At 62.7% G+C, this 23,157-nt stretch carries 27 protein-coding genes; 8 read left to right on the top strand and 19 right to left on the bottom strand.

What is annotated here, in order from left to right; all coding sequences use genetic code 11:
• Window positions 1-12: 12 nt before the first annotated feature.
• Entirely contained in the window at window positions 13-1,425 is a 1,413-nt protein-coding gene (locus C4K39_RS30115; RefSeq protein ID WP_068585515.1) for an aspartate aminotransferase family protein, read from the top strand.
• A gap of 82 nt (window positions 1,426-1,507) precedes the next feature.
• Window positions 1,508-1,732, top strand: coding sequence for an MbtH family protein (locus tag C4K39_RS30110; RefSeq protein WP_022639965.1), 225 nt, complete (start codon window positions 1,508-1,510; stop codon window positions 1,730-1,732).
• A 64-nt stretch (window positions 1,733-1,796) separates the two neighbouring features.
• Here C4K39_RS30110 and C4K39_RS30105 read toward each other — a convergent pair whose 3' ends face one another.
• The 11 genes from C4K39_RS30105 to soxR all read right to left on the bottom strand — a co-directional run bounded on the left by C4K39_RS30105 (window position 1,797) and on the right by soxR (window position 10,424).
• Complete coding sequence (locus C4K39_RS30105; protein WP_068585518.1) at window positions 1,797-2,621, bottom strand: class I SAM-dependent methyltransferase; 825 nt, start codon at window positions 2,619-2,621, stop codon at window positions 1,797-1,799.
• Between the two features lie 189 nt (window positions 2,622-2,810).
• The gene (locus C4K39_RS30100; protein WP_124348194.1) at window positions 2,811-3,767 is read right to left on the bottom strand and encodes a metal ABC transporter solute-binding protein, Zn/Mn family; all 957 of its coding nucleotides are present in this window, start codon (window positions 3,765-3,767) and stop codon (window positions 2,811-2,813) included.
• The gene (locus C4K39_RS30095; RefSeq protein WP_068585524.1) at window positions 3,768-4,667 is read right to left on the bottom strand and encodes a metal ABC transporter permease; all 900 of its coding nucleotides are present in this window, start codon (window positions 4,665-4,667) and stop codon (window positions 3,768-3,770) included. It lies immediately after the preceding gene.
• Window positions 4,667-5,410, bottom strand: coding sequence for a metal ABC transporter ATP-binding protein (locus tag C4K39_RS30090; RefSeq protein ID WP_124348193.1), 744 nt, complete (start codon window positions 5,408-5,410; stop codon window positions 4,667-4,669). Before C4K39_RS30090 ends, C4K39_RS30095 begins: the two co-directional genes overlap by 1 nt.
• A complete protein-coding gene (locus C4K39_RS30085; protein ID WP_124348192.1) occupies window positions 5,407-6,336 on the bottom strand; it encodes a metal ABC transporter substrate-binding protein in 930 nt (309 codons plus the stop codon). The genes C4K39_RS30090 and C4K39_RS30085 overlap by 4 nt, the downstream gene beginning before the upstream one ends.
• Window positions 6,337-6,371: 35 nt before the next feature.
• Entirely contained in the window at window positions 6,372-6,941 is a 570-nt protein-coding gene (locus tag C4K39_RS30080) for a DUF6162 family protein (protein WP_124348191.1), read from the bottom strand.
• Window positions 6,938-7,276 (bottom strand): hypothetical protein, encoded by a 339-nt coding sequence (locus C4K39_RS30075; protein ID WP_068585538.1) that lies wholly within the window; start codon window positions 7,274-7,276, stop codon window positions 6,938-6,940. The genes C4K39_RS30080 and C4K39_RS30075 overlap by 4 nt, the downstream gene beginning before the upstream one ends.
• Entirely contained in the window at window positions 7,273-7,815 is a 543-nt protein-coding gene (locus C4K39_RS30070) for a PA2404 family protein (RefSeq protein ID WP_124348190.1), read from the bottom strand. Before C4K39_RS30070 ends, C4K39_RS30075 begins: the two co-directional genes overlap by 4 nt.
• Window positions 7,812-9,023 carry a PepSY-associated TM helix domain-containing protein gene (locus tag C4K39_RS30065; protein WP_124348189.1) on the bottom strand — a complete coding sequence of 404 codons (1,212 nt, stop codon included), beginning with the start codon at window positions 9,021-9,023 and terminating at the stop codon, window positions 7,812-7,814. Before C4K39_RS30065 ends, C4K39_RS30070 begins: the two co-directional genes overlap by 4 nt.
• Window positions 9,024-9,312: 289 nt before the next feature.
• Window positions 9,313-9,780, bottom strand: coding sequence for a VOC family protein (locus C4K39_RS30060; RefSeq protein ID WP_068585546.1), 468 nt, complete (start codon window positions 9,778-9,780; stop codon window positions 9,313-9,315).
• Window positions 9,781-9,944: 164 nt separating this feature from the next.
• Window positions 9,945-10,424, bottom strand: coding sequence for a redox-sensitive transcriptional activator SoxR (gene soxR, locus C4K39_RS30055; RefSeq protein WP_068585548.1), 480 nt, complete (start codon window positions 10,422-10,424; stop codon window positions 9,945-9,947).
• Between the two features lie 107 nt (window positions 10,425-10,531).
• On the opposite strand from soxR, the gene C4K39_RS30050 reads away from it, so the two are divergent.
• Entirely contained in the window at window positions 10,532-10,897 is a 366-nt protein-coding gene (locus tag C4K39_RS30050) for an antibiotic biosynthesis monooxygenase (RefSeq protein WP_124348188.1), read from the top strand.
• Here the strand turns inward: C4K39_RS30050 and C4K39_RS30045 are convergent, their stop codons facing one another.
• From C4K39_RS30045 to msuE, 4 genes are all read right to left on the bottom strand, one after another.
• Complete coding sequence (locus C4K39_RS30045; RefSeq protein WP_124348187.1) at window positions 10,898-11,998, bottom strand: sigma-54 interaction domain-containing protein; 1,101 nt, start codon at window positions 11,996-11,998, stop codon at window positions 10,898-10,900.
• Window positions 11,999-12,019: 21 nt separating this feature from the next.
• Window positions 12,020-13,207, bottom strand: coding sequence for an acyl-CoA dehydrogenase family protein (locus C4K39_RS30040; RefSeq protein WP_124348186.1), 1,188 nt, complete (start codon window positions 13,205-13,207; stop codon window positions 12,020-12,022).
• Between the two features lie 80 nt (window positions 13,208-13,287).
• Complete coding sequence (gene ssuD, locus C4K39_RS30035; RefSeq protein ID WP_124348185.1) at window positions 13,288-14,427, bottom strand: FMNH2-dependent alkanesulfonate monooxygenase; 1,140 nt, start codon at window positions 14,425-14,427, stop codon at window positions 13,288-13,290.
• A 9-nt stretch (window positions 14,428-14,436) separates the two neighbouring features.
• On the bottom strand, window positions 14,437-15,000 hold the full coding sequence (gene msuE, locus C4K39_RS30030) for an FMN reductase (RefSeq protein WP_124348184.1): 564 nt from the start codon (window positions 14,998-15,000) through the stop codon (window positions 14,437-14,439).
• Between the two features lie 397 nt (window positions 15,001-15,397).
• Between msuE and C4K39_RS30025 the strand changes: the two genes are divergently transcribed.
• From C4K39_RS30025 to C4K39_RS30010, 4 genes are all read left to right on the top strand, one after another.
• On the top strand, window positions 15,398-15,658 hold the full coding sequence (locus C4K39_RS30025; protein WP_068585589.1) for a hypothetical protein: 261 nt from the start codon (window positions 15,398-15,400) through the stop codon (window positions 15,656-15,658).
• Window positions 15,659-15,763: 105 nt separating this feature from the next.
• Window positions 15,764-16,378 carry a LysE family translocator gene (locus tag C4K39_RS30020; protein WP_068585566.1) on the top strand — a complete coding sequence of 205 codons (615 nt, stop codon included), beginning with the start codon at window positions 15,764-15,766 and terminating at the stop codon, window positions 16,376-16,378.
• Between the two features lie 207 nt (window positions 16,379-16,585).
• Complete coding sequence (locus C4K39_RS30015) at window positions 16,586-17,755, top strand: cysteine desulfurase family protein (protein ID WP_124348183.1); 1,170 nt, start codon at window positions 16,586-16,588, stop codon at window positions 17,753-17,755.
• 54 nt (window positions 17,756-17,809) lie between these two features.
• Window positions 17,810-19,618, top strand: a complete 1,809-nt coding sequence (locus C4K39_RS30010; RefSeq protein ID WP_124348182.1) for an aminopeptidase P family protein — start codon at window positions 17,810-17,812, stop codon at window positions 19,616-19,618.
• Window positions 19,619-19,689: 71 nt separating this feature from the next.
• Here C4K39_RS30010 and C4K39_RS30005 read toward each other — a convergent pair whose 3' ends face one another.
• Both C4K39_RS30005 and C4K39_RS30000 read right to left on the bottom strand, forming a co-directional pair.
• Window positions 19,690-20,286, bottom strand: coding sequence for a 2-hydroxychromene-2-carboxylate isomerase (locus tag C4K39_RS30005; protein WP_068585577.1), 597 nt, complete (start codon window positions 20,284-20,286; stop codon window positions 19,690-19,692).
• A gap of 35 nt (window positions 20,287-20,321) precedes the next feature.
• Window positions 20,322-21,059, bottom strand: coding sequence for an SDR family oxidoreductase (locus C4K39_RS30000; RefSeq protein ID WP_124348181.1), 738 nt, complete (start codon window positions 21,057-21,059; stop codon window positions 20,322-20,324).
• Window positions 21,060-21,150: 91 nt separating this feature from the next.
• Between C4K39_RS30000 and C4K39_RS29995 the strand changes: the two genes are divergently transcribed.
• The gene (locus C4K39_RS29995; RefSeq protein WP_124348180.1) at window positions 21,151-21,705 is read left to right on the top strand and encodes a TetR/AcrR family transcriptional regulator; all 555 of its coding nucleotides are present in this window, start codon (window positions 21,151-21,153) and stop codon (window positions 21,703-21,705) included.
• Between the two features lie 24 nt (window positions 21,706-21,729).
• Here the strand turns inward: C4K39_RS29995 and C4K39_RS29990 are convergent, their stop codons facing one another.
• Together C4K39_RS29990 and rhtA are read right to left on the bottom strand one after the other, a co-directional pair.
• Window positions 21,730-22,011 carry a hypothetical protein gene (locus C4K39_RS29990; RefSeq protein ID WP_068585586.1) on the bottom strand — a complete coding sequence of 94 codons (282 nt, stop codon included), beginning with the start codon at window positions 22,009-22,011 and terminating at the stop codon, window positions 21,730-21,732.
• A 145-nt stretch (window positions 22,012-22,156) separates the two neighbouring features.
• Window positions 22,157-23,044, bottom strand: coding sequence for a threonine/homoserine exporter RhtA (rhtA, locus tag C4K39_RS29985; RefSeq protein WP_124348179.1), 888 nt, complete (start codon window positions 23,042-23,044; stop codon window positions 22,157-22,159).
• Between the last annotated feature and the right edge of the window lie 113 nt (window positions 23,045-23,157).

Genomic DNA, 23,157 nt, shown 5'->3' with positions numbered 1-23,157 from the left:
AGGGTTCCACAGATGTCAGCCGTTACCAGCCTTATGGAAGATCAGCCGGTGGGGCTTGCCGCCCCGGTGGCCGAGACGCTCTACCAGTTCGACGAGTCGCCCCTGCTGGCTCGCCAGAATCGCCAGGAGTCCAATGCCCGCAGTTATCCGCGGCGCATTCCCCTGGCCCTCAAGCGCGCCAGCGGTATCCACGTCGAGGATGTCGAGGGGCGGCGCTTCATCGATTGCCTGGCCGGTGCCGGCACCCTGGCCCTGGGCCACAACCATCCGGTGGTGATCGCGGCGATCCAGCAGGTACTGGCCGATGAACTGCCGCTGCTGACCTTGGACCTGACCACGCCGGTCAAGGACCAGTTCGTCCAGGACCTGTTCGGCCTGTTGCCCGAAGCCCTGGCCGCCGAGGCCAAGATCCAGTTCTGTGGGCCCACTGGCACCGATGCGGTGGAGGCGGCCCTGAAGCTGACCCGGACCGCCACCGGGCGCAGCACCGTGCTGTCGTTCCAGGGTGCCTACCACGGTATGAGCCAGGGCTCGCTGAGCCTGATGGGCAGCCTGGGACCCAAGCGGGCGTTGGCCGGGCTGTTGAACAACGGCGTGCAGTTCCTGCCATTCCCCTATGACTATCGTTGCCCGTTCGGGCTCGGTGGCGCCGCCGGGGTCAAGGCCAACCTGAACTACCTGGAGAACCTGCTCTGCGATCCGGAAGCCGGCGTGGCGTTGCCGGCAGCGGTGATCGTCGAGACGGTACAGGGCGAGGGGGGCGTGATCCCGGCCGATTTGGAATGGCTGCGCGGCCTGCGCCGTATCACCGAGAAAGCCGGGGTGGCGCTGATCGTCGACGAGATCCAGAGCGGTTTCGGACGCACCGGCAAGATGTTCGCCTTCGAGCATGCCGGGATCATTCCGGACGTGGTGGTGCTGTCCAAGGCCATCGGTGGCAGCTTGCCGCTGGCGGTGATGGTCTATCGCGACTGGCTCGATACCTGGCAGCCCGGCGCCCATGCCGGCACCTTCCGTGGCAACCAGATGGCCATGGCCGCAGGTTCCGCGGTGATGCGCTATCTCAAGGAACACCGGGTGACCGAACACGCGGCGGCCATGGGCGAGCGCCTGCGCGAGCACCTGCTGATCCTGCAGCGCGACTACCCGCAACTGGGCGACGTTCGTGGCCGGGGCCTGATGCTGGGAGTGGAACTGGTGGACCCGCAAGGTACGCCGGACGCCCTGGGGCATCCTCCGCAACATCAACGCCTGGCGCCGCTGGTGCAGCGCGAGTGCCTCAAGCGCGGCCTGATCCTGGAGCTGGGCGGGCGCCATGGCAGCGTGGTGCGTTTCCTGCCGCCGTTGGTGATCAGCGCGGCGCAGATCGACCAGGTGGCGGAGATCTTCAGCAAGGCAGTGGCCGCCGCCGTGGCCAGCCTCTAATTTTCCACGACCCTGGTTCGTTACTTCTACACCATCGCCGCGCCTGGGCGCGGCGGCACTCATTCAGTGATGGAGACAAGCAATGACTTCTGTATTCGACCGCGACGACATCCTGTTCCAGGTAGTGGTCAACCATGAAGAGCAATATTCGATCTGGCCTGACTACAAGGCCGTGCCGCAAGGCTGGCGCACCGTGGGCAAGAGCGGCTTCAAGAAAGACTGCCTGGCGTACATCGAGGAAGTCTGGACCGACATGCGTCCCTTGAGCCTGCGCCAGAAGATGGATCAGCAAGCGGTTGCCGGCTAAGCCTTCGCTGCCATGAAAAAGCCCGCTGGACGTTCGGTCCAGCGGGCTTTTTCGTGCCTGGGGCTCAAGCTCGCTTGACGGCTTGCAGGGTGTAGCTCAGCGGCAGGCGCCAGGGCGCATGCTTGAGTCGATATTCGCCGTGTTCGTCGGCGTCCATCTGCCCGGGCAGGGCTTCCCATGGAATGCTCTGGTGCTCCACCAAGCCAGTGATTTCCAGGCCCTGGCCCAGCAATGCGCTGATGATCTCGCCCAGGCCATGGTTCCATTCGTGGGTGACCGTGGCCTCCAGCTCCTTGTCGGTCTCCACGTAAGTGCTGCTGTCGTCCCAGACCAAGGGTTCGCTGCGCTCGAAGTAGGACAGCTCCACCCGTAGCGAGTCGCTGTGATCTTCGTTGATCGCCCAGAGCATCGGGTGCCCTTCGCGGATGAACAGCCGGCCACCGGGCTTGAGCAGGGTGCCCACGGTCCGGGCCCATTGCTCGATGCTTGGCAACCAGCACAGGGCGCCGATGCCGGTGTAGACCAGGTCGAAGCTGGCCGCCGGCAACACATCGGCCGCCTTGTATACATCCGACTCGTGGTAGTCGATGGCGGTGTCGCAGCGCTGGGCCAGGGTGCGGGCCTCGGCGAGGGAAGCGGGGGAGAAGTCCAGGCCGCTCATCTGTGCGCCCAGGCGGGCCAGGGACAGGGTGTCGGTGCCGATATGGCATTGCAGATGCACGCCGCGCAGGCCACGGATATCACCCAACAGCGGCAGGTCGAAACGCACCACGTCGGAGAGGTATTGCGGATCGTCGATGAAACGCTGTACGCAATAGTCCGGCGAAGCAGCATGCAGGGGTGCGCGTTCGTCCCAGTTGGTCTTGTTGAGGTTTACGTAATCGCTCATGGCGCTCTTCCTAGCGTCTATTTAGGCGAGGCGCAGACTAGCACTGGGAAATGAGCGCGATCTTGAGGAAATATGTAAGCGCCGCCGCGCCATTTGTAGCCGTTGCCGAGCCTTCAGGTCATGGACGCATTGCAGCCCTGCGACGGGGTGCCGCCCAGACCGTTTTCAGATTCGGCAACGGTTACAGGCTCAGCTTTTCGGGGCCAGGGCCTGGATGATCTTCTGTTGGTTGGTTTCCAGCTCGCTGGCAGGGTCGGCGCTGTCGGTTTCCAGCACCAGCAACTGGCTGCCGCCGGCGCTGATGGCGGCCTTCAGTGCTTCCGACGGCTGGCGGTGATGCAGGACCAGGGCCACGTCGTTGTCCTTGAGTCGAGCCTGCAGTTTCTTCAGGGCCTCGGGCGTCCATTCGTTGTCGGCCCGGGCATCCACCTCCAGCAGCTCCAGGTTCAGGCCACTGACCAGGTAGCCGAAATGTTCCGACAGGCTCAGCACGCTGAGGTTGTCGGCTTCGGCCAGGCGCGCCTCGCTGTCGGCGCTGAGCTTGAGCAGGCGCTGTTTCAAGTTGGCCAGGTTGCTCTCGATCTGCGGTTTGGCCCCGGGAGCCAGGCGCACCAGGTCGGCCGCCAGTACGTCGGCCATGCGTCCCAGGTTATTGCTCGACAACCATGGCTGGGCGTTCAGGCCGTCGCTCTTGCCCGGCTGCAGGGCGATGCCGGGCAGGGCGCCATCCACGGGGCGTGCGGCATCGATTTCGACGATGCGGATATTGCTGCGCCGGGCATTGGGATACAGCGGGTCGTCCGGCCAGATCGAGCGCAGGCCGATCACCGCGTCGGCACCCTGGGCCAGCTTGCCCAGGGCCGGGGCGCCGCGCCCGGTGAAGTAGGCGGTTTGCCGCGAGCCCGGCAGGTTGGCCGGGGCGGCCCGCTCCAGCTTGACGTCGGTGCCTTGCAGCAGGATCTGGCCGAGGCCGAAGGTCACCGGCAGCGAGGCCAGCACCATCAGTGGTTGTCGGGTGGCGGTGGGTGCCGGTTGGCCCTGGCGGACATTGTCCGCTGCCGACAGAGTCGGGGCATGGAGCAGGCCGCCGAGAACCAGGACCAAGGCCAGGCGCGGCAGTGACAGATTGGGTGATGAATTGTGCATTTATCCGATATTCCCTTTCAGGCTGGGGACGGTGCCGCGGGCGATGGCGGCCAGGGCGAAGCAGATGCCGGCCACCAGGATGATCGCGGCGCCGGAGGGGACCGGCAGGTCGAAGACGATCGGCAGCAGGATGCCGCACAAGGTGCAGAGGGTGGCGATGCTCACCGAGATCCAGAAGAACCCCTTGAGCGACTGGCTGAGCAGGCGCGCTGCGGCGGCCGGGATCACCAGCAGGGCGCCGACCAGGATCGCGCCGATGACTTTCACCGCGGCCACGGTGATCAGCGTCACCAGGATCACGAACAGGTAGTCCAGGGCCTTCACCGCTACGCCACGCACCGCCGCCAGCTGTGGGTTGAAGCTGGCCAGCATGATGCGGTTGTACAGTGGCAGGCTCAGGCCCAGGACCATGCTGCCGACGACCAGCAGCACCAGCAGGTCATCGCCATTGACCGTGAGCACCGAGCCGAACAGTACGTTTTCCAGGATGTGTACGTTGATCTTGCCGGCCAGGATCAGCAGCAGGCTGGCGCCCAGGGCCAGGGATACCGAGAGGAAGACCCCGATCAGCGTGTCCGGGGCCAGGCCGGTGCGATTGCGCAGGTAGTTGAGCAGGATGCCGAACAGCAAGCAGTAGCCGAACAAGCTGCCGTAGGGGCCGGTGTAGGGTTCGCCCAGGAGGATGCCGATGGCTACCCCGGTCAGGGCGGCGTGGCCCACGGCCTCGGAGAAGAACGCGAAGCGCTTGACCACTACCAGGGTACCCAGGCCGCCGAGCACCGGGCCGATCAGCAGGCCGGCGAGCAGGGCGTTGACCACGAAACCGTAGGCCAGGGCTTCCGGCAGGTAGCCTGAAGAGGCCCAGCCCTGGACCATCAGGCGGAAAGCTTCATAACTCATCAGGCAGCGCTCCCGGCGGCTCGTGGATGGGTGGAAAACAGGCTGAGCAGGCGCTCCGGCGTCAGGGTCTGCTGCGCCGGGCCGTCGAACAGCACCCGGCGATTGAGACCGGTGACCCGGTCCGCCAGGCGGCCTACGGCTTCCAGGTCGTGCTCGATCCACAACAGGGTAATGCCGCTCTGGCGCCAGTCCTGGAGCAGGCGTTCGAAGACCTGGATCCCGGCTTCGTCGAGGGCCGACATGGGTTCGTCCAGGACCACCAGTTGCGGCGCCGGGATCAGGCCCTGGGCCAGCAGCACCCGCTGGCGCTCGCCACCGGACAGGGCGCCCATGCGGCGCTTGCGCTTGTCCTGCATGCCAACGCGCTCCAGTGCTTCGCCGATGGCCTTGGCGTAGTGTCGGCTCAGGCCGAGAAAGGCCGGCCGGCGCTGGCACATGGCGGCCATGAAGTCGTCCACGGTCATCGGCAGGCCGCGATCGAACTCCAGGGCCTGGGGTACATAGCCGATGATGCCTGGGGTCGTCGGCCATTGCAGGCGCAACTGGCCCTGGTGGGGCATCTGTCCCAGCAGGGTCTTGATCAGCGAACTCTTGCCGCCCCCGTTGGGGCCGACCAGCGCGTGCACGCTGCCGGGCTGCACTTGGAATGTCACCTGGTCGAGGATGGTGGTGCGGCCCAGGACCAGGCTGACCTGGTCGAATTCCACGGCCGGGCCTCGTAGCAGGGTCTCGATGGCGGTCATGCCCCGGCCTCCTGGATGGCCCGGACCACGGTGTCGAGGTTGCCCTTCATTTCCTTCTCGTACTTGTCGGCGCTGTAGTCGCCGTAGGAAATGTGTGACAGGGGGTAGAGCTTGACCCCGGACTCGCGCTGGATGGTCTCGACGTAGGTGGAGGGGAAGTCCATCTCCGAGAAGATCACCTTGACGTCCAGTTCACGCAGTTGGTCGATGGTCTTTTTCAACTGGCTGGGGCTGGGCTCGATGCCGTGGGCCGGCTCGACCACGGCGGTCACTTCCAGGCCGAACTCGCGCAGCAGGTAGTCGTAGGCGGCATGCACCGTGGCTACCCGCAGGTCGGCGTTGGGCGCCTGGGTCAGCTTGGCCAGGGCATCGGCGCGCATCTGCCGCAGGCGCTTGCCGTAGGCGCGGGCATTCTGGGTGTAGGTCTTGGCATTGGCCGGGTCCATCTTGCCCAACTCCCGAGCGATGTTGTTGACCTGGGCGATGGATGCGCTGATGGACAGGAAGGTATGCGGGTTCACCACCTTGCCGGCACCTCGGGCAGCGACGCCGGTGGCGGCCAGCAGCGGTACGTTTTCGTTGGCCTCGATCACCGGGATATCCGGGCGCTCGCTGGTGGCGATCATGCGGTCGGCGAAGTCATCATGGCCCACGCCGTTGAGCACGATCACGTCCAGGGTGCCGATGCGCTTGATGTCCTCGGCGCGGGGTTCGTAGGCGTGGGGGTTGAAGCCCGCCGGGATCAGCGGCACCACGTCGGCCTTGTCACCGACGATGTTGGCTACATAGCTGTAGTAGGGATGCAGGGTGATGCCGATGCGCAGGCGCTTGGCGGCATCGGCATTGGCCATGGGGCTAAGGAACAGGGCCAGCAGGCTGATCAGCAACACCTGAAGGACGGGGCGACGTGGAGATGAAATGGGCATGGGCTAGTGTTCTTCTCTCGGGGGACGGCGTGGACTCAGTGGCGGTGCTGGCGGGTCACTCCGGCATCGAATTGCGCCACCACCTGCTGCCAGCCGGCAGCGATCAGCTGTTGCTGGCCGAGGTCGTGGGGGACGCTGGCCGAGGGACTGCGGTTGAGCCAGATGTCTACCTGGGTGGCATTTTCGGGGGCGATACGCATGAGGAAGGAGCCGGCTACCTGGGGGTTCTGGCTCAGCCCCAGGTAGGCCTGGTCTAGCGCCTGCCAGGTGTGTCCGCCACGGCTGACCGAGCTGGCGTCCTGGGCGAAGGGGGCGAAGCCTTCCTCGGCCAGTTGCTCGGGGCTGGGCAGGGCCTGACCTTCGGCCAGCAGCAGGCGGATCTCGTCGAGGGTCACCCGCAGGTCGGCATAGATGCCTTGTTCGCCGGCGCTCAGGTCGCGGCGGGCATCCAGTTGATGGGCGGCGATGGCACTGCTGGTGTCCGCCTCGCTGTGCCACAGCACCACGCTGGCAGCGCTGCACAGGATCACCAGGCACAGCAGCAGGACATAGAGGGTTTCGTGACCGGCGCCGGCGGGACGCACGACTTGGGTAGTGGCGTTCATTGGGCCTCGATATCCGCTTGGTCGATCTCGACGACGTGGCCGGGGCCGGCATCGAACAGTACGTAGAACTCCGCGGCAGGCTTCTTGAAAGTCAGGGTCGAGTCGTTGCCCAGCTTGCCGGGCACCAGGATGGTCTCGTCGTAGCCGATCACGTCCAGGGTCACACCCGGGGCGCCACTGCCGTCGGAAAAGCCGCCGGTGCAGCGAATCTGCTCGGCATCGATGGCCTTGCACTCGCACATCGGGTTGTGGGCCAGGGCGCTGTGGCTGAACGTCGTGCCCGCGAGCAGCAGGGCTGCGGCGCCGAGGCGCCGGGTGAAGAGTGCGCGAGTCATGGTTTGCCTCCTTGTTTTTCGAGCCAGGCCACGGTGGCCGGCGAGGCCTGGCTCAGGGGAATGGCCGCCTGGTGCATGCTGCCGTCCCAGCCTTCCATGGTGATCCACAGTTCGGCGTCGGCCTTGGTCTTTTCCGGGATGGGCAGGCTGGCCCCCATGCGGTATGGGCTGCCGAAGAAGATCACCCCGGCGGCCCGCAGGCTGCGAGGCTTGCCAATGCGCAGGTAGGTGGCCTTGACCGGTTCGATGCAGGCTTGGCACAGGGCTGCGTTGAAGCTTTTCAGGTAACCGGCGGGGCCGTCGCTGCGAGGCGCTTCATCGCGCATTTCGGCCAGGCGCAGGCTCCAGGGGCCGACCTGGACTTCGCCGATCTCCCGTTCGCCCAGGCCGCTATCGCCACGAAACAGCGCGGCATCGGCGAAGTACTTGGGCATGAAACCCAGGGGAATCAACACCAGCAGGATGTTCAGGTGAAAGCGCCATTTGTGCCAGAACCGGCTCAGGGGCGAGTCAGGGGTAGCGGTGTGGGTCCGACTCACAGTGGGCTCTCCGAGGTTTCCCTGCTCAATGCCGGGGTGGGGGTACGTACGGGGCGCGCACGGGCGGCCTTTTCCTCGCGCTTGAGGGCGTTGGCGGTAGCCAGGGCGGTGCGCTTGGTCCAGATCAGCAGGCCGCTGAGGACCATCATGCTCAGTACCAGGCCGAAGAAGAACCAGATCAGCTTGACCCAGATCCCACCGAAGTCACCGGTATGCAAGGGGCGCATGGACTCGGTGACGAACTCCAGGGTGGTGCGGTCGCCCAACAGGTGCGAGGCATCCAGGGAGCCGGTATAGGGGTTGATATTGGCGGTTTGGAACATCAGCGGATACCAGCCGCGCCCGCCAACGTACAGGTGGCTGTAGGCATTGCTTGGTAGGCTGACGAAGCTGATATCGAAGCCAGGGATCTTCTGGGTGGCGGTAGCGATGGCCTGATCCAGGCTGATCATCGGTGTCGGGCTGCCGTCGGCGCTGACTGGCACCTGTTCCCGGGCGATTACCGGGACGATGGGTTCGCTGGAGATGCTGATGTGGTTGTCGCCCAGGATCGCGCGAATCAGGAACCAGATACCGGTGATGGAGATCACGGCAATGAACCAGATCGACCAGATGCCGCTCAGGCGGTGGAAGTCGCCCCAGAAGATCCGGGCGCCATGGCGCAGGCGCAGGGTCGGCTTGAGGAAGCCCTTCCAGAACTTCTTGTAGACCACCAGGCCGGTAATCAGCGAGATGAGCATCGGTACGCCAAGGAACGACACCAGGTACCAGCCCCAGCTGTAGCCGTTGGTGAAGGGGACCAGCCACCAGCCATGCAGGGCACGGGTGAAGGCCTGGAAGTCGAAGTCCGGGCTGGTGCCCTGGATGGCTCCGGTATAGGGATTGACGTAGAGCGTGGGTGAGCGGCCGTCCGGATAGCTGACGCTGACACTGAGGGCAAAGTGGCTTTCATCCGGCGTGATGATGGTCTCTACCTGCGTCTGGGGCTCGGCACGCTTGATGGCCTGGACGATCTGGTCGTAGTTCAGCGGTTGGGCATCATCGGTGGGCTTGCTGGCGCGAACATCGGGGTTGGCCAGCCAGACGATTTCCTGGCTGACCACTGCCAGGGTGCCGGTAACGCAGACGATCAGCACGAAGAACCAGATGGGCAGTGCCAGCCAGCTGTGCACCAGAAACCAGATTTTTGAGCGGGATTTCTTCGACATTGAATGGGCGTCTTGATTCGAGGAGTGGAGCGGCACTGGAACCCGGACCGGGCCTGGCGTGGTTCACGCTGGGCAGGGTCATGGCCAACGCGGCCTGCTGCATCTAATTAAGACGAATGAGAATCGTAAATCCCGAAAGGCGATATGAAAGTAAATGTTACAGAGCCTGTTGAAGCTTGCAGGCAAGGGCATTTATCGCAACGACAGGTGGGAAGATAAATAGGAAGCGAGGCGGGATTGCCGCTGGTCGGGCCGGCGCCAGCTCCGGTGGAAACTGGCGCCGGGGGAGTCAATGGGCCTGTTGCTGGAACAACTGCACGGCGCGCTCATTGATTTGCTCGACCGTCAGGTTCTCCTTGCGGGTGGCGATGAACCAGACATGTCCGAAAGGATCGCGCAGGGCGCCGCTACGGTCGCCATAGAATTGGTCCTTGATCGGTTCCGCTTCGCTGGCGCCAGCGGCAATCGCCCGGGCGAAGTAGCTGTCTACATCCTCCACATACAGGTGCAGGCCCACCGAGGTCTTGTGGGCTTCCGGACTGCCCATCGGGGTCTCCTCGCAAGGGCTGCCGAGCATGATGGGGGCGCCACCAATGATCAGTTCGGCATGGCCGACGCTGCCATCGGGCATGTCCAGGCGCAGGGTCTGTACGGCACCAAAGGCCTTCTTGTAGAACTCGATGGCCTCGGCGGCCTGGCGAATACCCAGGTAGGGCGTGACGCCAATGAAGCCTTCGGGAATGGGTTTGACGCTCATGGTGGGGCTCCTTGCTCTTATTGTGGGGGGATCAAGCAGATTTCACTCTATACCCGGAATGTTGCAGGGGTGGGATAGGCCGACGAGGTGTAGCCGGGTCACAAAACCCTGGCAGTTTGCCTGGCGATGCCTGCGGCTCGGCGGCCGTTGCCGAGTCGTGCTGGCTAGGATGGCAAGTCGTCGTTGGGAGCATCGGGCTCCAGTAGCCGGGCGCCCTGGCCGGTTTCCCCGAGGTAATCGCCCTGGTTGCGCAGTGGGCAACCGTCCATTGACAGGCAGCCGCAGCCGATGCACAGGTTCAAGCGCTCGCGCAGCAGGCTCAGTTGCTGGATACGTTCGTCCAGCTCACGGCTCCATTGTTCCGACAGGCGCTGCCAATCCGCGGCGGTGGGTGCGCGATCATCGGGCAGGGTAGCCAGGGCCCGGCCGATTTCCGCCAGGGGAATACCCAGGCGCTGGGCCACCTTGATCAGGGCGACCCGACGCAGCACCGAGCGTGGGTAGCGACGCTGATTGCCCTGGTTGCGCTGGCTCTTGATCAATCCCTTGGTTTCGTAGAAATGCAGTGCGGTGACGGCTACCCCGCTGCGGGCCGCCAGCTGGCCGACGGTGAGTTCCTTGTGGATGCTGTCGTGATCGATCATCTGGAGGGTACCGAAAGTGAAAAACAGGCTTGACCTTTACTTAACTAGAGGTTTTACCCTGCCGTACATCCAGCCGCAAGATCCTCTTACGCAGTAGGGAATGACCCATGAGCGCCTTTGAAAAAAACCACAGCTTCACCCAGTTGATCGAGTTCGAGATCGAGCCTCATCAACAGGAACCCCTGGTATTGGCCCTGGTCGAGCAGAGTGAGCGCCTGGCCCAGGATCATGGTGGTTTCCTCAGTGCCAGCGTGCAGGTCAGCGACGATGGCCGGCGTGTGCTCAATTACCTGCAATGGCAAACCCGGGAAGCTGGCGAGGCGGCTTTCCAGGGATTCGAGAGTGGGGAGCAGGATTTCTGGCAGTTGATTCTCGCTTATCGGGCCAGGACCGTGACCTTCGGCTCGTTCCAGGTACGCAGCAGCATTGCCCGCAGCCATGACAACGCCTTGCACTGTCGCCTGGCCGGTTAGCTAGATCGACAGCTGCAGGGTGCGTTCGCTGGGGGCATCTATCGGGCGACGCTTGTTCACTGCCAGCTCTCCGATCTTGATCAGCCGAGTGCGGGTTACATTGCGGCTCAGGCCCAGCAGGTTGGCGGTATGCACCTGGTTGTAGTGGCTGAAACGATAGGCTGCACGCAAGAGGGCATCCTCGACCTTTTCATGCAGGGCACCGGCCTGTTCCGCGAAGAGTTTCTGGAAGGCCCGTTCCAGCAAGCCCTCGGCCGAATCGTCAAGCCCAGGGTAGCTGTCGTCGGCGCGCTCGATACGCATGTTCGACAGGCGCAGGTCACCCTGGGCGATGATGCCGTCGCGGCAGATCAGCAGGGTGTGGTGAATGACGTTTTCCAGCTCGCGGATATTGCCTGGCCAGCTGTAGTGCTTGAGCTTGTGTTCGGCCTCCGGGCTGATGCTGATGCTGCCGTAGCCCAGGCGCTGGCTGTAGGCCTCGATGAAATGCCGGGTCAGCGGCAGGATATCGCCAGGGCGCTCGCGCAGCGGGCTCAACTCCAGATTGACCACATCCAGGCGGTAGTACAGGTCTTCACGGAAATTTCCGGCGTTGATGGCCTTTTCCAGTTGTACGTTGGTGGCAGCCAAGACCCGGACGTCGATCGGGATGCTCTTGCGCGAGCCCAGGCGCACCACTTCACGTTCCTGCAGGACCCGCAGCAGCTTGACCTGGATAGCCATGGGCAGGTCCCCGATTTCATCCAGGAACAGGGTGCCGCCATCGGCCTCCTCGAACCAGCCGGCCTTGGCACTGAGGGCCCCGGTGAAGGCACCTTTTTCATGGCCGAACAACTCGGCCTCCACCAGGGATTCCGAGAAGGCCCCGCAGTTCACCGCTACGAAGGGACGATGGCGGCGGGCGCTGAGGTTGTGGATATGCCGTGCCACCAGTTCCTTGCCGGTCCCGGTCTCACCAATGATCAGCACGCTGGCCTCACTCGGCGCCACCTGTTGCAGGTGTGCCAGCAGGGCCTGGGATTTCGGGTCTTCGAATACCTGGGCGGTAGCACGGATCGAAGTCGCCAGGGCGGGCGAGGGGGGCAGGGTCAGTAGCTGCATGGGCATTCTCCGCAGGCAAGGCTAGGAATAGAAGGTCGGGGTCGGCAGCGCCTGGTTCAGCGACCAGTCCCCCAGTTCGTGGAGTTTGTAGTCCAGCGGGTCGTGCAGGGTCTGGGTGCGCAGGTTGCGCCAGTGTCGGTCCAGGCCCAGGGAGGCGTGGGTCGAGCGTGCCCCGGTGACTTCGAACAATCGGCTGCACAGCTCCAGGCCCTGGCGGCTGGCGGCGACCTTGGCGGTGGCAATCGCCGTGGCCAGGTGCCCACGCTCTTCGGCGCTGAGCTTGGCGCCCTTGGCCCAGGCCTGGTCGAGCAGGGTCGCGGCGCGCTCCACCAGCAGGCGTATGCCTTCCAGGGCCACCCAGAACTCGCCGTAGTGGCTGAGGATGTAAGGGTCCTGGCGCACGTCCCGGGCGCTGGAGCGATGCCAGACCCGGGTTTCGCCGAGGGTGTATTGCCGGGCTTCGGCGAATGCGCCCTCGGCGATCCCAAGGAACATATGGGTGAAGGTCAGCTGGGCGATCAGTGGACGCAGGCAGGCGAATGGTGTGCTCAGAGGGCCCGGGTCCAGCAGCAACTCCGACTCCTCGACCCTGACCCGCTCGAAGGTGGCGCTGCCGCTATCGGTCTGGCGCTGGCCGATGTTGTTCCAGTCGTTGTGCAGGGTGATGCCGCTGCGGCCGCTGGGAATGGCGGCGATGAGCAACTTGCCGCCGTTGCTTTCGTCCACCGCCGAGGCGATTAGCATTTCCGAATCGCTGGCCCCGGAGCAGAAGCTTTTTTTGCCGGAGAACTCGCGCCAGCCCCCCAGGTTCCTGACCACCGTGCGGGTATCCAGCGGATTCAGGGCATTGCCCCAGAACCAGTTCTTGCGTGCCGTCTGTTCGAACCAGGGTTGCCACTGCTCGGGCAGGGCGAACAGGCGCACGGTAGCCAGCATCAGGTGATGGAAACCGAAGACATGGGCGATGGAACTGTCGACCCTGGCGAATTCGCGGACGACTCCCAGGGTTTCGCTCCAGGAGGCACCGAGCCCACCGAACTGGCGGGGAATGCTCAGGGCCAGCAGGCCGCTGTGGCGCAGGGCATCACGCTCGGCCTTGGGGGTGCCGCCGCGCTCATCACGTTCGACGGCGGTCAGGGCAAACTCGGCGGCCAGCTGGCGGGCGGTTTGCTGGGGGGACAACAGGGCGCTTTGCGGTGTGGCAGTCACGCGATGTTCCTCGTTCTGGGCCGTTTGTGGCCGGGGAAGGGGCGGTGCAGGCCTGCCGTGACGACGGCAGGCGGCAGGTCTCAGGCGTGGTTGGGCAGTACGTCATTGGCGATCATTTCGCCGAACGGCCCGGTCAGGTTGGTGACACCGCGACCGGCCAGGCTGGCGTAGGGTTCCGGCAGCAGCGGGAATACCAGTTCGGCGAAGCGATAGGCCTCCTCCAGGTGCGGGTAGCCGGAGAAGATGAAACTGTCGATTCCCAGGTCTGCGTATTCCTTGATGCGTTCGGCCACCTGTTGTGGGTTGCCCACCAGGGCCGTGCCGGCACCACCGCGTACCAGGCCAACCCCGGCCCAGAGGTTGGGTGCGACCTGCAATCGGTCACGGCGCCCGCCATGCAAGGCGGCCATGCGCCGCTGGCCTTCGGAGTCGAAGCGCGAGAAAGATTGTTGGGCCGCGGCGATGGTTTCATCACTGATGTGCTCGATCAGGCGGTCGGCATCCTTCCAGGCCTGTTCCTCGGTTTCGCGCACGATGACGTGCAGGCGGATCCCGAACTTCACCCGACGGCCCTTGCGGGCTGCGCGCTCACGCACGTCGGCGAGCTTCTGTGCCACTGCGGCCGGCGGCTCGCCCCAGGTCAGGTAGACATCCACCTGGTCGGCGGCCAGTTCATGGGCAGCCTCGGAAGAACCGCCGAAATACAACGGTGGGTAGGGTTTTTGCACCGGGGGATAGAGGGCCTTGGCATTTTCTACCTGCAGGTGCTTGCCCTGGAAATCCACGGCCTCGCCTTGCAGGACCCGACGCCAGATGTGCAGGAATTCGTCGGTGACTTCATAGCGTTCGCTGTGGCTGAGGAAGCTACCATCGCCACGGTTCTCGTCGGGATCGCCGCCGGTCACCACGTTGATCAGCAGGCGACCGTTGGACAGGCGATCAAGGGTCGCGGCCATGCGTGCCGATACTGTTGGGGAGATGATTCCGGGGCGGATCGCTACCAGATAACGCAGGCGCTCGGTCAATGGCACCAGGGCCGAGGCAATGACCCAGGAGTCTTCACAGGAGCGCCCGGTGGGAATCAGCACGCCGTGATAGCCCAGGGTGTCTGCGGCCTGGGCCACCTGCTTGAGGTAATTGAGGGTGACCGGACGAGCCCCCTGGGTGGTGCCCAGGAAATGACCATCGCCGTGGGTCGGGAGAAACCAGAACACATCCATGATTGTTCCTCAGGCGATTTTCAACAGTTTGTCCGAGTGGGCGGTAAACAGCGGTGCAGCTCGTTCGGCGGCGAGGCGGATGCGCGCCTGCAGCAGCTCACTGGTGATTCGGTAGTCACTGAAATCAGCCTCGGTGGCGTATACGCCAATCGGTAAGGTCAGGGCCTGGAAGAAGCTGAACAGTGGGCGCAACTGGTGGTCCAGGACCAGGGCATGCCGCTCGCTACCACCCGTAGCGGCCAGCAATACCGGCGTGTCCACCAGGGCGTTGAGGTCGATCAGGTCGAACAGGTGCTTGAGCAGGCCCGGATAGGACCCGCGATACACCGGTGCGGCGACGATCAGCAGGTCGGCGTTCTCGATGGCCTGCAGTTGCGCCTCGACCTCGTCCGGCAGTTCCTGGCGGGACAAGGCCGCACCGACTGGCCGGGCAATGTCGCCCAGTTCGATCAGGTGACTGTCGATGGGCAGTTGGGCTGAGAGCTCGGCCAGCAAGGCCTGGGTCAGGACCAGGGTCCGCGATGGACGCCAGGTTCCACCGGAGAGCGCGACGACATTCAAGGGACGGGACATGGACAGCTCCTTGGTAAACAGTGGCTCGATGAGCGATGAGTGATGCCAGGCTCTGGAGCAAGAGCTGTACCAACGCCTGCAAGCCCGGTATCACGGGGTTTACGCCCTGAAAGCGGCTTTGCCTGTTGTTGGGCCAGCACTGTTTTGTTGATCGACTGTTGCCAGCGCAACAGTTGCCCTGGCAACAGTTGGCAGCGGGATACTGTTGTTATAGAGGGTTGTTGTTATTCCTTAAAAGATCTTGTTTCCATATTTATAGGTCTTAAAGGAATATTGAAGAGTGGCTTGCCCTGGTCGCGAAACAGTCGATAGCGACTATCGAGCGGGATGATTTTTGCGTCGTCGGGCCCGCGAGTAGCCTGTGTCCATCGTTCGCAAGCTGCTCCAGGTGTTCGCCATGAAGGCTTTTCCCGTTGCCCTGCTGTTATTGGTTTCCAGTGTTCTGGCCGGTTGTGCCAGCCCGCAAGCTCCCGAATTGCGCCCTTACACCGTCGAGGAAACTCGTGAGCTGGCGCTGGAGGCCCTGAACCGACGGGGCTTGTCATTCGATGAGTACCAGCAGAAAAAGGCCGAGTTGGCAGGTCATTCCGCAGCTTTCGATACCCAGGGTGAAATGAGTGCCCAGCGCAATCTCAGTCGTCATCAGCCCGCCAGTTGACAGCAACTGTACGGGTCGAAGTTCTGGCCAACTGTCCGTAGGTTTCGCCGCAGTCGCAGGTTAGGGTCGAATCCTGATCGATCTTGTCCAGGAAACCTGCCTCTTATGTCCCTTTCGCCCGACCTGCTGTTGGCGTTCGCCCTGTTTGCCCTGGTTACCTCGATTACTCCCGGGCCCAACAACACCATGCTGTTGGCGTCAGGGGTGAACTTCGGTTTCGGCCGCTCGATCCCGCATATTCTCGGCATCAGCTGTGGTTTTTTCGTGCTGGTGCTGGCGGTCGGCCTGGGGTTGGGCGCGGTGTTCCAGGCTTACCCACTGTTATATGGCGTGCTGCGTTATGTCGGTGCGGCCTACCTGTTGTACCTGGCATGGCGGATCGCTCGTTCAGGTCCCATGTCCGATGAGCAACAGGGGCAGGGCCAGCCCTTGGGATATTGGGGAGCAGCGGCTTTCCAGTGGGTCAATCCCAAGGCCTGGGTGATGGCCGTGGGCGCTATCAGCACCTATACCCCGTTGCAAGGCTACTTCACCAATGTGCTGGTGATTGCTGCGGTGTTCGCCCTGATCAATGCGCCGACGGTCAGTCTTTGGGCGGCCTGTGGCAGCCTGCTACGCAATGTGTTGCGCAATCCGCGCTGGCTACGCCTGTTCAATCTGGGGATGGCGGTGCTGTTGGTGCTGTCCCTGGCGCCACTGCTCGTTGACAGCCTTTGTTAAGTCCCACTTCAATTTTGCGGTCCTGGCCTGTTAAGCTGGTTGCTAGGAGCGTTCCTACGCACTTTTAAATGAAGTCCTCTTCCTTTAAGCATCGGGTCGGTATCGCTTCGCTGACTGCCGTTGATGCGTCCTCTGCGAGTGAGGCATCGATGAGGCTTCTTTTTCGAGTCGACCCGGTCCGGGAACAAGCCCCGCAGGTTTTCAGCCATGAACGCACGTCCTCTTTATTTCGACTATGCCGCCACCACGCCGGTGGATGAGCGAGTCATCCAGGTGATGCTCCAGTGTCTGGGCTTCGACGCCAATTTCGGTAATCCGGCTTCCAGCTCCCATGCCTTCGGCCAGCAGGCGCGCCGCAGTGTCGAGCACGCCCGGCAGCAGGTGGCGCAAATGGTCGGTGCGCAACCGGAGCAGATCGTCTGGACCTCGGGTGCGACCGAGTCCAATAACCTGGCGCTCAAGGGTGTGATGCAGGCGCGTGGCCTGGCCGGTGGCCATGTCATCACCAGTCAGATCGAACATAAGGCCGTGCTCGATACGGCCCGGCAACTGGAGGACAGTGGGGTAGCGGTGACCTACCTGGCCCCTGATGCCGATGGACTGATCACCCCCCAGGCTGTGAGTGAGGCCATGGGGGACGATACCGTCCTGGTGTCGCTGATGCTGGTCAACAATGAACTGGGCACGATCAATGACATTCCGGCGATTGGCCGGGCGGTCCGCGAGCGGGGGGCCTTGCTCCATGTGGATGCCGCCCAGGGTGCGGGCAAGGTCGCCATCGATCTTGCCCATTGGCCGGTGGACCTGATGTCGTTTTCCGCTCACAAGCTCTATGGCCCCAAAGGGATCGGTGCGCTGTATGTCGGCTCTCGCGCCCGCCAGCACGTGCAGGCGCAGATCCATGGTGGCGGGCATGAGGGCGGTTTGCGCTCCGGGACACTGGCCACCCACCAGATTGCCGCCATGGGTGCGGCCTTTGAGTTGGCTGGCCAGGCCTGGGAGGAGGAGGCCGCGAAGATCGTCTCCTTGCGCCAGCGACTGCTGGAGCAATTGGCTGATGTCCCTGGCCTGCGCTTGAATGGCAGTGCTGCTTCGCGCATTCCCCATACCCTGAGCCTGACCTTCGATGAAGGTGAGTTCGATGCGGCTGCATTGAGCGCATCCATGGCGTTTTCCTCTACCTCCGCCTGCAATTCGGCAAGCAATGCACCCTCTCATGTGCTGTTGGCGCTGGGGCTCGATGCCCGACAGGCTGGCAGGACCATCCGCTTGAGCCTGGGGCGGTTCACCACCGAGCAGGATGTGGATCGCGCGGTACAACTGATCAAGACGACAACCTCCAGCGCTCCGGCATTCTGGGTCGGGGCCAATACCTGAGGGTCGGGCGCTTCCGACCCTCCATAACAATGATTAGCCGGTTAAGGAGACACAATGAGTACGCAGCCTTCGACCAACGCAGGGGTTCCCCAGCGCCTGGCGCACGTTCGCCAACTGATGAGCCGTGAAGGCATCCATGCCTTGCTGGTGCCTTCAGCCGACCCGCACTTGTCGGAGTACCTGCCGGGTTATTGGCAAGGGCGCCAATGGTTGTCGGGTTTCCACGGTTCGGTCGGCACCCTGATCGTGACTGCGGATTTCGCGGGTGTCTGGGCCGATAGCCGGTACTGGGAACAAGCCAGCAAGGAGCTCAAGGGCAGTGGCATCGAGTTGGTGAAGCTGCAGCCAGGCCAGCCCGGCCCCCTGGATTGGTTGGCGCAGCAGACGCCGGCCGGTGGCGTGGTGGCGGTGGATGGTGCGGTCATGGCGCTGGCCTCGGCCCGTACCCTGGGCGACAAGCTGGCAGAGCGCGGAGCCAGGTTGCGTACTGATATCGACTTGCTCCAGGAGGCCTGGAGCGATCGTCCGGCCTTGCCCGACCAGCCGGTCTACCAGCACCTGCCGCCCCAGGCCACGCAAAGCCGGGTGGAAAAACTCGCCATGCTGCGCGAGGCGTTGAAGGAGCGGGGAGCGGACTGGCATTTCATCGCCACCCTGGATGACATCGCCTGGCTGTTCAACTTGCGTGGCGCTGATGTGTCCTTCAACCCGGTATTCGTTTCCTTCGCCCTGATCAGCCAACAGCAGGCCACCCTGTTCGTGGCCCTGGACAAGGTCGATGCGCAGCTGCGTGCGGTGCTTGAAGCCGATGGCGTCAGCCTGCGTGATTATTCGCAAGTGGCGGCGGCGCTGCGTACGGTGCCTGGTGATGTGAGCCTGCAGATCGATCCGGCACGGGTCACGGTGGGGCTGCTGGAGCACCTCGATCCGCAGGTGCGGCTGGTCGAAGGGCTCAATCCCACGACCCTGGCCAAGTCACGCAAGAGCCTGGCCGATGCCGAGCATATTCGCCAGGCCATGGAGCAGGACGGTGCGGCGCTGTGCGAGTTCTTCGCCTGGTTGGACGGTGCCCTGGGTCATGAACGTATCACCGAGCTGACCATCGACGAACGCCTGACGGCAGCCCGTGAACGGCGTTCGGGTTATGTGTCGTTGAGCTTCAACACCATCGCGGCGTTCAATGCCAATGGTGCGATGCCGCATTATCACGCCACTGCCGAGGAGCACGCGGTGATCGAGGGAGATGGCCTGCTGCTGATCGATTCCGGCGGCCAGTACCTGGGGGGCACTACCGATATCACCCGTATGGTGCCGATCGGTACGCCAAGCACCGAGCAGAAGCGTGACTGCACCCGTGTGCTCAAGGGGGTCATCGCCTTGTCTCGAGCCCGGTTCCCCAAGGGGATCCTCTCGCCACTGCTGGATGCCATTGCCCGTGCGCCAATCTGGGCCGACGGCGTGGATTACGGACACGGCACTGGGCACGGGGTCGGTTATTTCCTCAATGTCCATGAAGGTCCGCAGGTTATCGCCTATCAGGCTGCACCGGCGCCGCAGACTGCAATGCAGCCGGGGATGATCACGTCCATCGAGCCTGGGACATATCGACCAGGGCAGTGGGGGGTACGCATCGAAAACCTGGTGCTGAACCGCGAGGCGGGGAGTACCGAGTTCGGTGAGTTCCTGACGTTCGAAACCCTGACCCTGTGCCCGATCGACACTCGCTGCCTGGAGCCTGCGCTGCTCACCCAGGATGAGCGTGATTGGTTCAACGCCTATCATGACCAGGTACGCCAGCGCTTGAGCCCCTTGTTGCAAGGGGCGGCGCTGGAGTGGTTGCAGGTTCGTACGGCGGCGATCTGAAATCGACCATCACCCGTGCAAGGCGGGTGATGGCCAGCTGCACTCCCGGTGTGTGACCGGGCGTGCAGGGTTCAATGTCGCTCGAGAGCCTCGCGGACAAAATCCAGGCGGTCCTGGCCAAAAAACAGCTCGTCACCCACGAACATGCTGGGGGCACCGAACACCCCTCGTTTCAATGCCAGATCGGTGTTGTCCTTGAGCCGGGCCTTGACCTCTTCGTCATTGCTCAGGTCGAGGACTTGCTGTGGATCGAAGCCGGCTCGCTCCAGGACCTGGGTGATGACGACGGCATCGTTGAGGTTGCGCTGTTCGACCCAGAGTGCGCGGAACAGGCAGTCGATGAACTCGACGAAGCGCTCAGGCAGATGCATCTGGACACCGGTCACCGCACGCATCAGCAGCAAGGTGTTGATGGGGAAATGCGGATTGAATTCAAGCTCGACCTCATAGCGTCGAGCGAAGCGCGCCAGATCATGCAGCATGTAGCGGCCCTTGGCAGGAATGCTGATGGGCGAGGCATTGCCGGTGGTCTTGAATATGCCGCCGAGCAGCATGGGTTGGTACGTCAGCTGGCTGCCGGTCTCGGCACAGATTCTGGGTAACTGGGTGTAGGCCAGGTAGGCGGTCGGACTGCCCAGGTCGAAGAAGAACTCCACGGTTTTGCTCATGATTCGGTCTCGATGATTGTTCTTGTCGGGGCGGATTACCAGCGCTCGTTCCAGGGGCGCAGGTCCAGTTCGAAGGTCCAGGCATCTCGTGGTTGATTGTGCAGGTACCAGTAGTTCTCGGCGATGTGTACGGGATCGAGGATGCCGTCCTGGTCCTTGAGTGCGTATTTCTCGGGAAAGCTGGTACGGATGAAGTCGGTATCGATGGCGCCGTCGACGATGATATGGGCGACGTGGATGTTCATTGGGCCCAGTTCCCGGGCCATGCTCTGGGCCAGGGCGCGGATGCCGTGCTTGGCTCCGGCGAAGGCGGCAAAGCCCGCAGCGCCACGAACACCTGCCGTGGCACCGGTGAACAGGATGGTGCCGCGTTTGCGAGTGACCATGCGCTTGGCCACTTCGCGGGCATTGAGAAAACCTGAAAAACAGGCCATTTCCCAGATTTTGAAATACTTGCGCGCGGTTTCTTCAAGGATGCTGCAGGGCACATTGGCGCCGATATTGAAAACGAATGCTTCGATCGGGCCGATCTGGGTTTCGATCTGTTCGATCAAGGCGATCACTTCCTCTTCCTTGCGGGCGTCGCAGGCAAAGCCATGGGCCTGGCCTCCGGCATGCTGGATGCTTTGCACCAGGGGCTGCAGTTTGTCCGCGTTGCGTCGAGTGAGGCAGGTGATAAAACCTTCTGCGGCGAAACGTTTGGCAATGGCACCTCCTGTGGCATCGCCGGCACCGACCACCAGTACGACTTTCTTGTTCAAGGTTGTAGTCATGGGGTTCGCTCTTTAGTAAACGATCGTTAGGTAAACGAACGTTATGCTATGATTTTTCGATCGTCAAGAACACTGGTGGAGCTTTTCAGGGATGCGCTATTCAGCCGGTCACAAGCAGGAAACCCGGGAGCGTTTGCTGCAAAGCAGCGCAGGCCAGGCCAAGAATGAAGGGTTTTCCACCGTGGGCGTCGATGCCTTGATGAAAGCCATTGGCCTGAGCGGTGGGGCGTTCTATAGCCATTTCGCTTCCAAGGACGAGCTATTTGGTTCGATTGTCGAGCGTGAGTTGAAGCAGAGCCTGGAGCGCTTGGGTGGGCATGGGCAGCACGATCAGGAGAAGTTGCAGCGTTGCCTGCAGCAGTACTTGAGTATGGCGCACTTGCAGCAACCAGCAGCTGGTTGTGCCATTCCTGCCCTGGGGGCGGAGATTTCCCGGGGCGGTGTCGAGGTGCGGCAACAGTCCGAGAATCTGATCTGTCGCTTGCATCAGGCTTGGGCGCAAACGCTGGGGAGCGAAAGCCTGGCCTGGTCGATACTGTCACAGTGTGTAGGAGCGCTGGTGGTGGCGCGGATGCTCGTTAGTCCGGATATCCAGCAGCAGATCCTGGCGTCCAGCCACGAACAGATTCTCAAGCAACTGCAGTAGCTGCTTGAGAACAGGCAGGTCAACCTATTTGCAGATGACGATCATGCTGCGGCTGGTGTAACCGGCAGGGTTGAGGCCGAAAGGGTAGTCTCCCGGATCTTCAACCGTGTCGCCGGATTTGGCGATCACCTTGTAGCCCTTCGGACCGCAGGACTCGGCTGCCTTGGTGTAGCACTTGTCCCATGAGGAGGACAAGCCCGAGCAATTGATGTGGAGTCCTTTTTTACCCCGTTTGACTTCGGTCTTGCTGGTTGCCGCACAGCCTGCAATGGCAAGTATGGTCAACAGTATCAAAAATCGTTTCATCCCCGTCCTTATCGCTAGCCTCGGATCTGATGCCCGAGTGTGACTGCAGTACCGTTGGCGATATCCCTGTCTGGCAACTTCCTGGGTGACGTTGAGTAGCCGACTAAACATGGCCTAATTGAGCGCCAATTACCAGACTTGCGTCTCAATCAGCTGCAACTAATGGTTTGGACTCACGGCGCATGGTCATGGTTGCTCCTACGGAAGCGAAGATGATGCAGGCAATGGCGGTCCACTGCGCCAGGGATAGGTACTCATGCAGGAACAATAGGCCAGAGAGTGCGCCGAAAGCAGGTTCGATACTCATCAGGGTGCCAAAGGTTCGGGCTGGTATGCGTGTCAGGGCAACCATCTCCAAGCTGTAGGGGAGGGCGGTGGACAGGATGGCGACGCCCAGCGCTACGGGAATCAGTGCAGGTGTGAGCAGGGCAGTGCCTGCGTGAACAATACCGATAGGGGCCACGAACAAGGCAGCAATCAGTACACCCAGCGCTGCGGTCTGGACTCCGTGCTCGGCGCCGGCTTTTTGCCCAAACAGGATATACAGCGCCCAGCAGACACCAGCCCCCAGGGCGTAACCGGCCCCGACCAGATCGATGGGAGTCTCGGTGGCTCCAGTCGGTATCAGCAGGAGTAATCCGATGATAGCCAAGGCGATCCAGACAAAGTCGAGTGCCTTGCGTGACGCATAGAGGGCAACAGCCAATGGTCCCGTGAACTCCAGGGCGACGGCGATTCCCAGTGGCACGCTTCTCAACGACATATAGAAGAGGAAGTTCATTCCGCCCAGGGCCATGCCGTAGACCAGGACCGAACGTAGTGTCTTGGCGGTGAATTTGGCGCGCCAGGGCTTTAGTAGCAGAAGCATGATGATGCTGGCGAACACCAGTCGAAGCGCTGTCGTCCCCTGGGCGCCCACAATGGGGAACATGCTTTTGGCCAGGGAGGCTCCCGATTGGATCGAAGCCATGGCGATAAGTAGCAGGCCAACCGGAAACAGGGTCGAGGCAAGACTGCGGGGTTGGTCATTCATGCAGAGGGCATCCAAAGTGTTGGAAAGAAAACAGGGCGCTTGGGGCATGATGCTCAAGTAATAGGCATTGAGCAATATAGTGCGCAAAGTCTTTTGCGTTTCCTATATATAAG

The sequence above is a fragment of the Pseudomonas sessilinigenes genome (assembly GCF_003850565.1).
GTDB classification, from domain to species: domain Bacteria; phylum Pseudomonadota; class Gammaproteobacteria; order Pseudomonadales; family Pseudomonadaceae; genus Aquipseudomonas; species Aquipseudomonas sessilinigenes.
This window is presented reverse-complemented; position numbering and strand designations above follow the sequence as displayed.

Excerpts from the sequence above, each read along its gene's own strand:
- C4K39_RS30115 (WP_068585515.1), top strand. The coding sequence starts at position 13 with ATGTCAGCCGTTACCAGCCTTATGGAAGATCAGCCGGTGGGGCTTGCC.
- C4K39_RS30110 (WP_022639965.1), top strand. The coding sequence starts at position 1,508 with ATGACTTCTGTATTCGACCGCGACGACATCCTGTTCCAGGTAGTGGTC.
- C4K39_RS30105 (WP_068585518.1), bottom strand. The coding sequence starts at position 2,621 with ATGAGCGATTACGTAAACCTCAACAAGACCAACTGGGACGAACGCGCA.
- C4K39_RS30100 (WP_124348194.1), bottom strand. The coding sequence starts at position 3,767 with ATGCACAATTCATCACCCAATCTGTCACTGCCGCGCCTGGCCTTGGTC.
- C4K39_RS30095 (WP_068585524.1), bottom strand. The coding sequence starts at position 4,667 with ATGAGTTATGAAGCTTTCCGCCTGATGGTCCAGGGCTGGGCCTCTTCA.
- C4K39_RS30090 (WP_124348193.1), bottom strand. The coding sequence starts at position 5,410 with ATGACCGCCATCGAGACCCTGCTACGAGGCCCGGCCGTGGAATTCGAC.
- C4K39_RS30085 (WP_124348192.1), bottom strand. The coding sequence starts at position 6,336 with ATGCCCATTTCATCTCCACGTCGCCCCGTCCTTCAGGTGTTGCTGATC.
- C4K39_RS30080 (WP_124348191.1), bottom strand. The coding sequence starts at position 6,941 with ATGAACGCCACTACCCAAGTCGTGCGTCCCGCCGGCGCCGGTCACGAA.
- C4K39_RS30075 (WP_068585538.1), bottom strand. The coding sequence starts at position 7,276 with ATGACTCGCGCACTCTTCACCCGGCGCCTCGGCGCCGCAGCCCTGCTG.
- C4K39_RS30065 (WP_124348189.1), bottom strand. The coding sequence starts at position 9,023 with ATGTCGAAGAAATCCCGCTCAAAAATCTGGTTTCTGGTGCACAGCTGG.
- C4K39_RS30060 (WP_068585546.1), bottom strand. The coding sequence starts at position 9,780 with ATGAGCGTCAAACCCATTCCCGAAGGCTTCATTGGCGTCACGCCCTAC.
- soxR (WP_068585548.1), bottom strand. The coding sequence starts at position 10,424 with ATGATCGATCACGACAGCATCCACAAGGAACTCACCGTCGGCCAGCTG.
- C4K39_RS30050 (WP_124348188.1), top strand. The coding sequence starts at position 10,532 with ATGAGCGCCTTTGAAAAAAACCACAGCTTCACCCAGTTGATCGAGTTC.
- C4K39_RS30045 (WP_124348187.1), bottom strand. The coding sequence starts at position 11,998 with ATGCAGCTACTGACCCTGCCCCCCTCGCCCGCCCTGGCGACTTCGATC.
- ssuD (WP_124348185.1), bottom strand. The coding sequence starts at position 14,427 with ATGGATGTGTTCTGGTTTCTCCCGACCCACGGCGATGGTCATTTCCTG.
- msuE (WP_124348184.1), bottom strand. The coding sequence starts at position 15,000 with ATGTCCCGTCCCTTGAATGTCGTCGCGCTCTCCGGTGGAACCTGGCGT.
- C4K39_RS30025 (WP_068585589.1), top strand. The coding sequence starts at position 15,398 with ATGAAGGCTTTTCCCGTTGCCCTGCTGTTATTGGTTTCCAGTGTTCTG.
- C4K39_RS30020 (WP_068585566.1), top strand. The coding sequence starts at position 15,764 with ATGTCCCTTTCGCCCGACCTGCTGTTGGCGTTCGCCCTGTTTGCCCTG.
- C4K39_RS30015 (WP_124348183.1), top strand. The coding sequence starts at position 16,586 with ATGAACGCACGTCCTCTTTATTTCGACTATGCCGCCACCACGCCGGTG.
- C4K39_RS30010 (WP_124348182.1), top strand. The coding sequence starts at position 17,810 with ATGAGTACGCAGCCTTCGACCAACGCAGGGGTTCCCCAGCGCCTGGCG.
- C4K39_RS30005 (WP_068585577.1), bottom strand. The coding sequence starts at position 20,286 with ATGAGCAAAACCGTGGAGTTCTTCTTCGACCTGGGCAGTCCGACCGCC.
- C4K39_RS30000 (WP_124348181.1), bottom strand. The coding sequence starts at position 21,059 with ATGACTACAACCTTGAACAAGAAAGTCGTACTGGTGGTCGGTGCCGGC.
- C4K39_RS29995 (WP_124348180.1), top strand. The coding sequence starts at position 21,151 with ATGCGCTATTCAGCCGGTCACAAGCAGGAAACCCGGGAGCGTTTGCTG.
- C4K39_RS29990 (WP_068585586.1), bottom strand. The coding sequence starts at position 22,011 with ATGAAACGATTTTTGATACTGTTGACCATACTTGCCATTGCAGGCTGT.
- rhtA (WP_124348179.1), bottom strand. The coding sequence starts at position 23,044 with ATGAATGACCAACCCCGCAGTCTTGCCTCGACCCTGTTTCCGGTTGGC.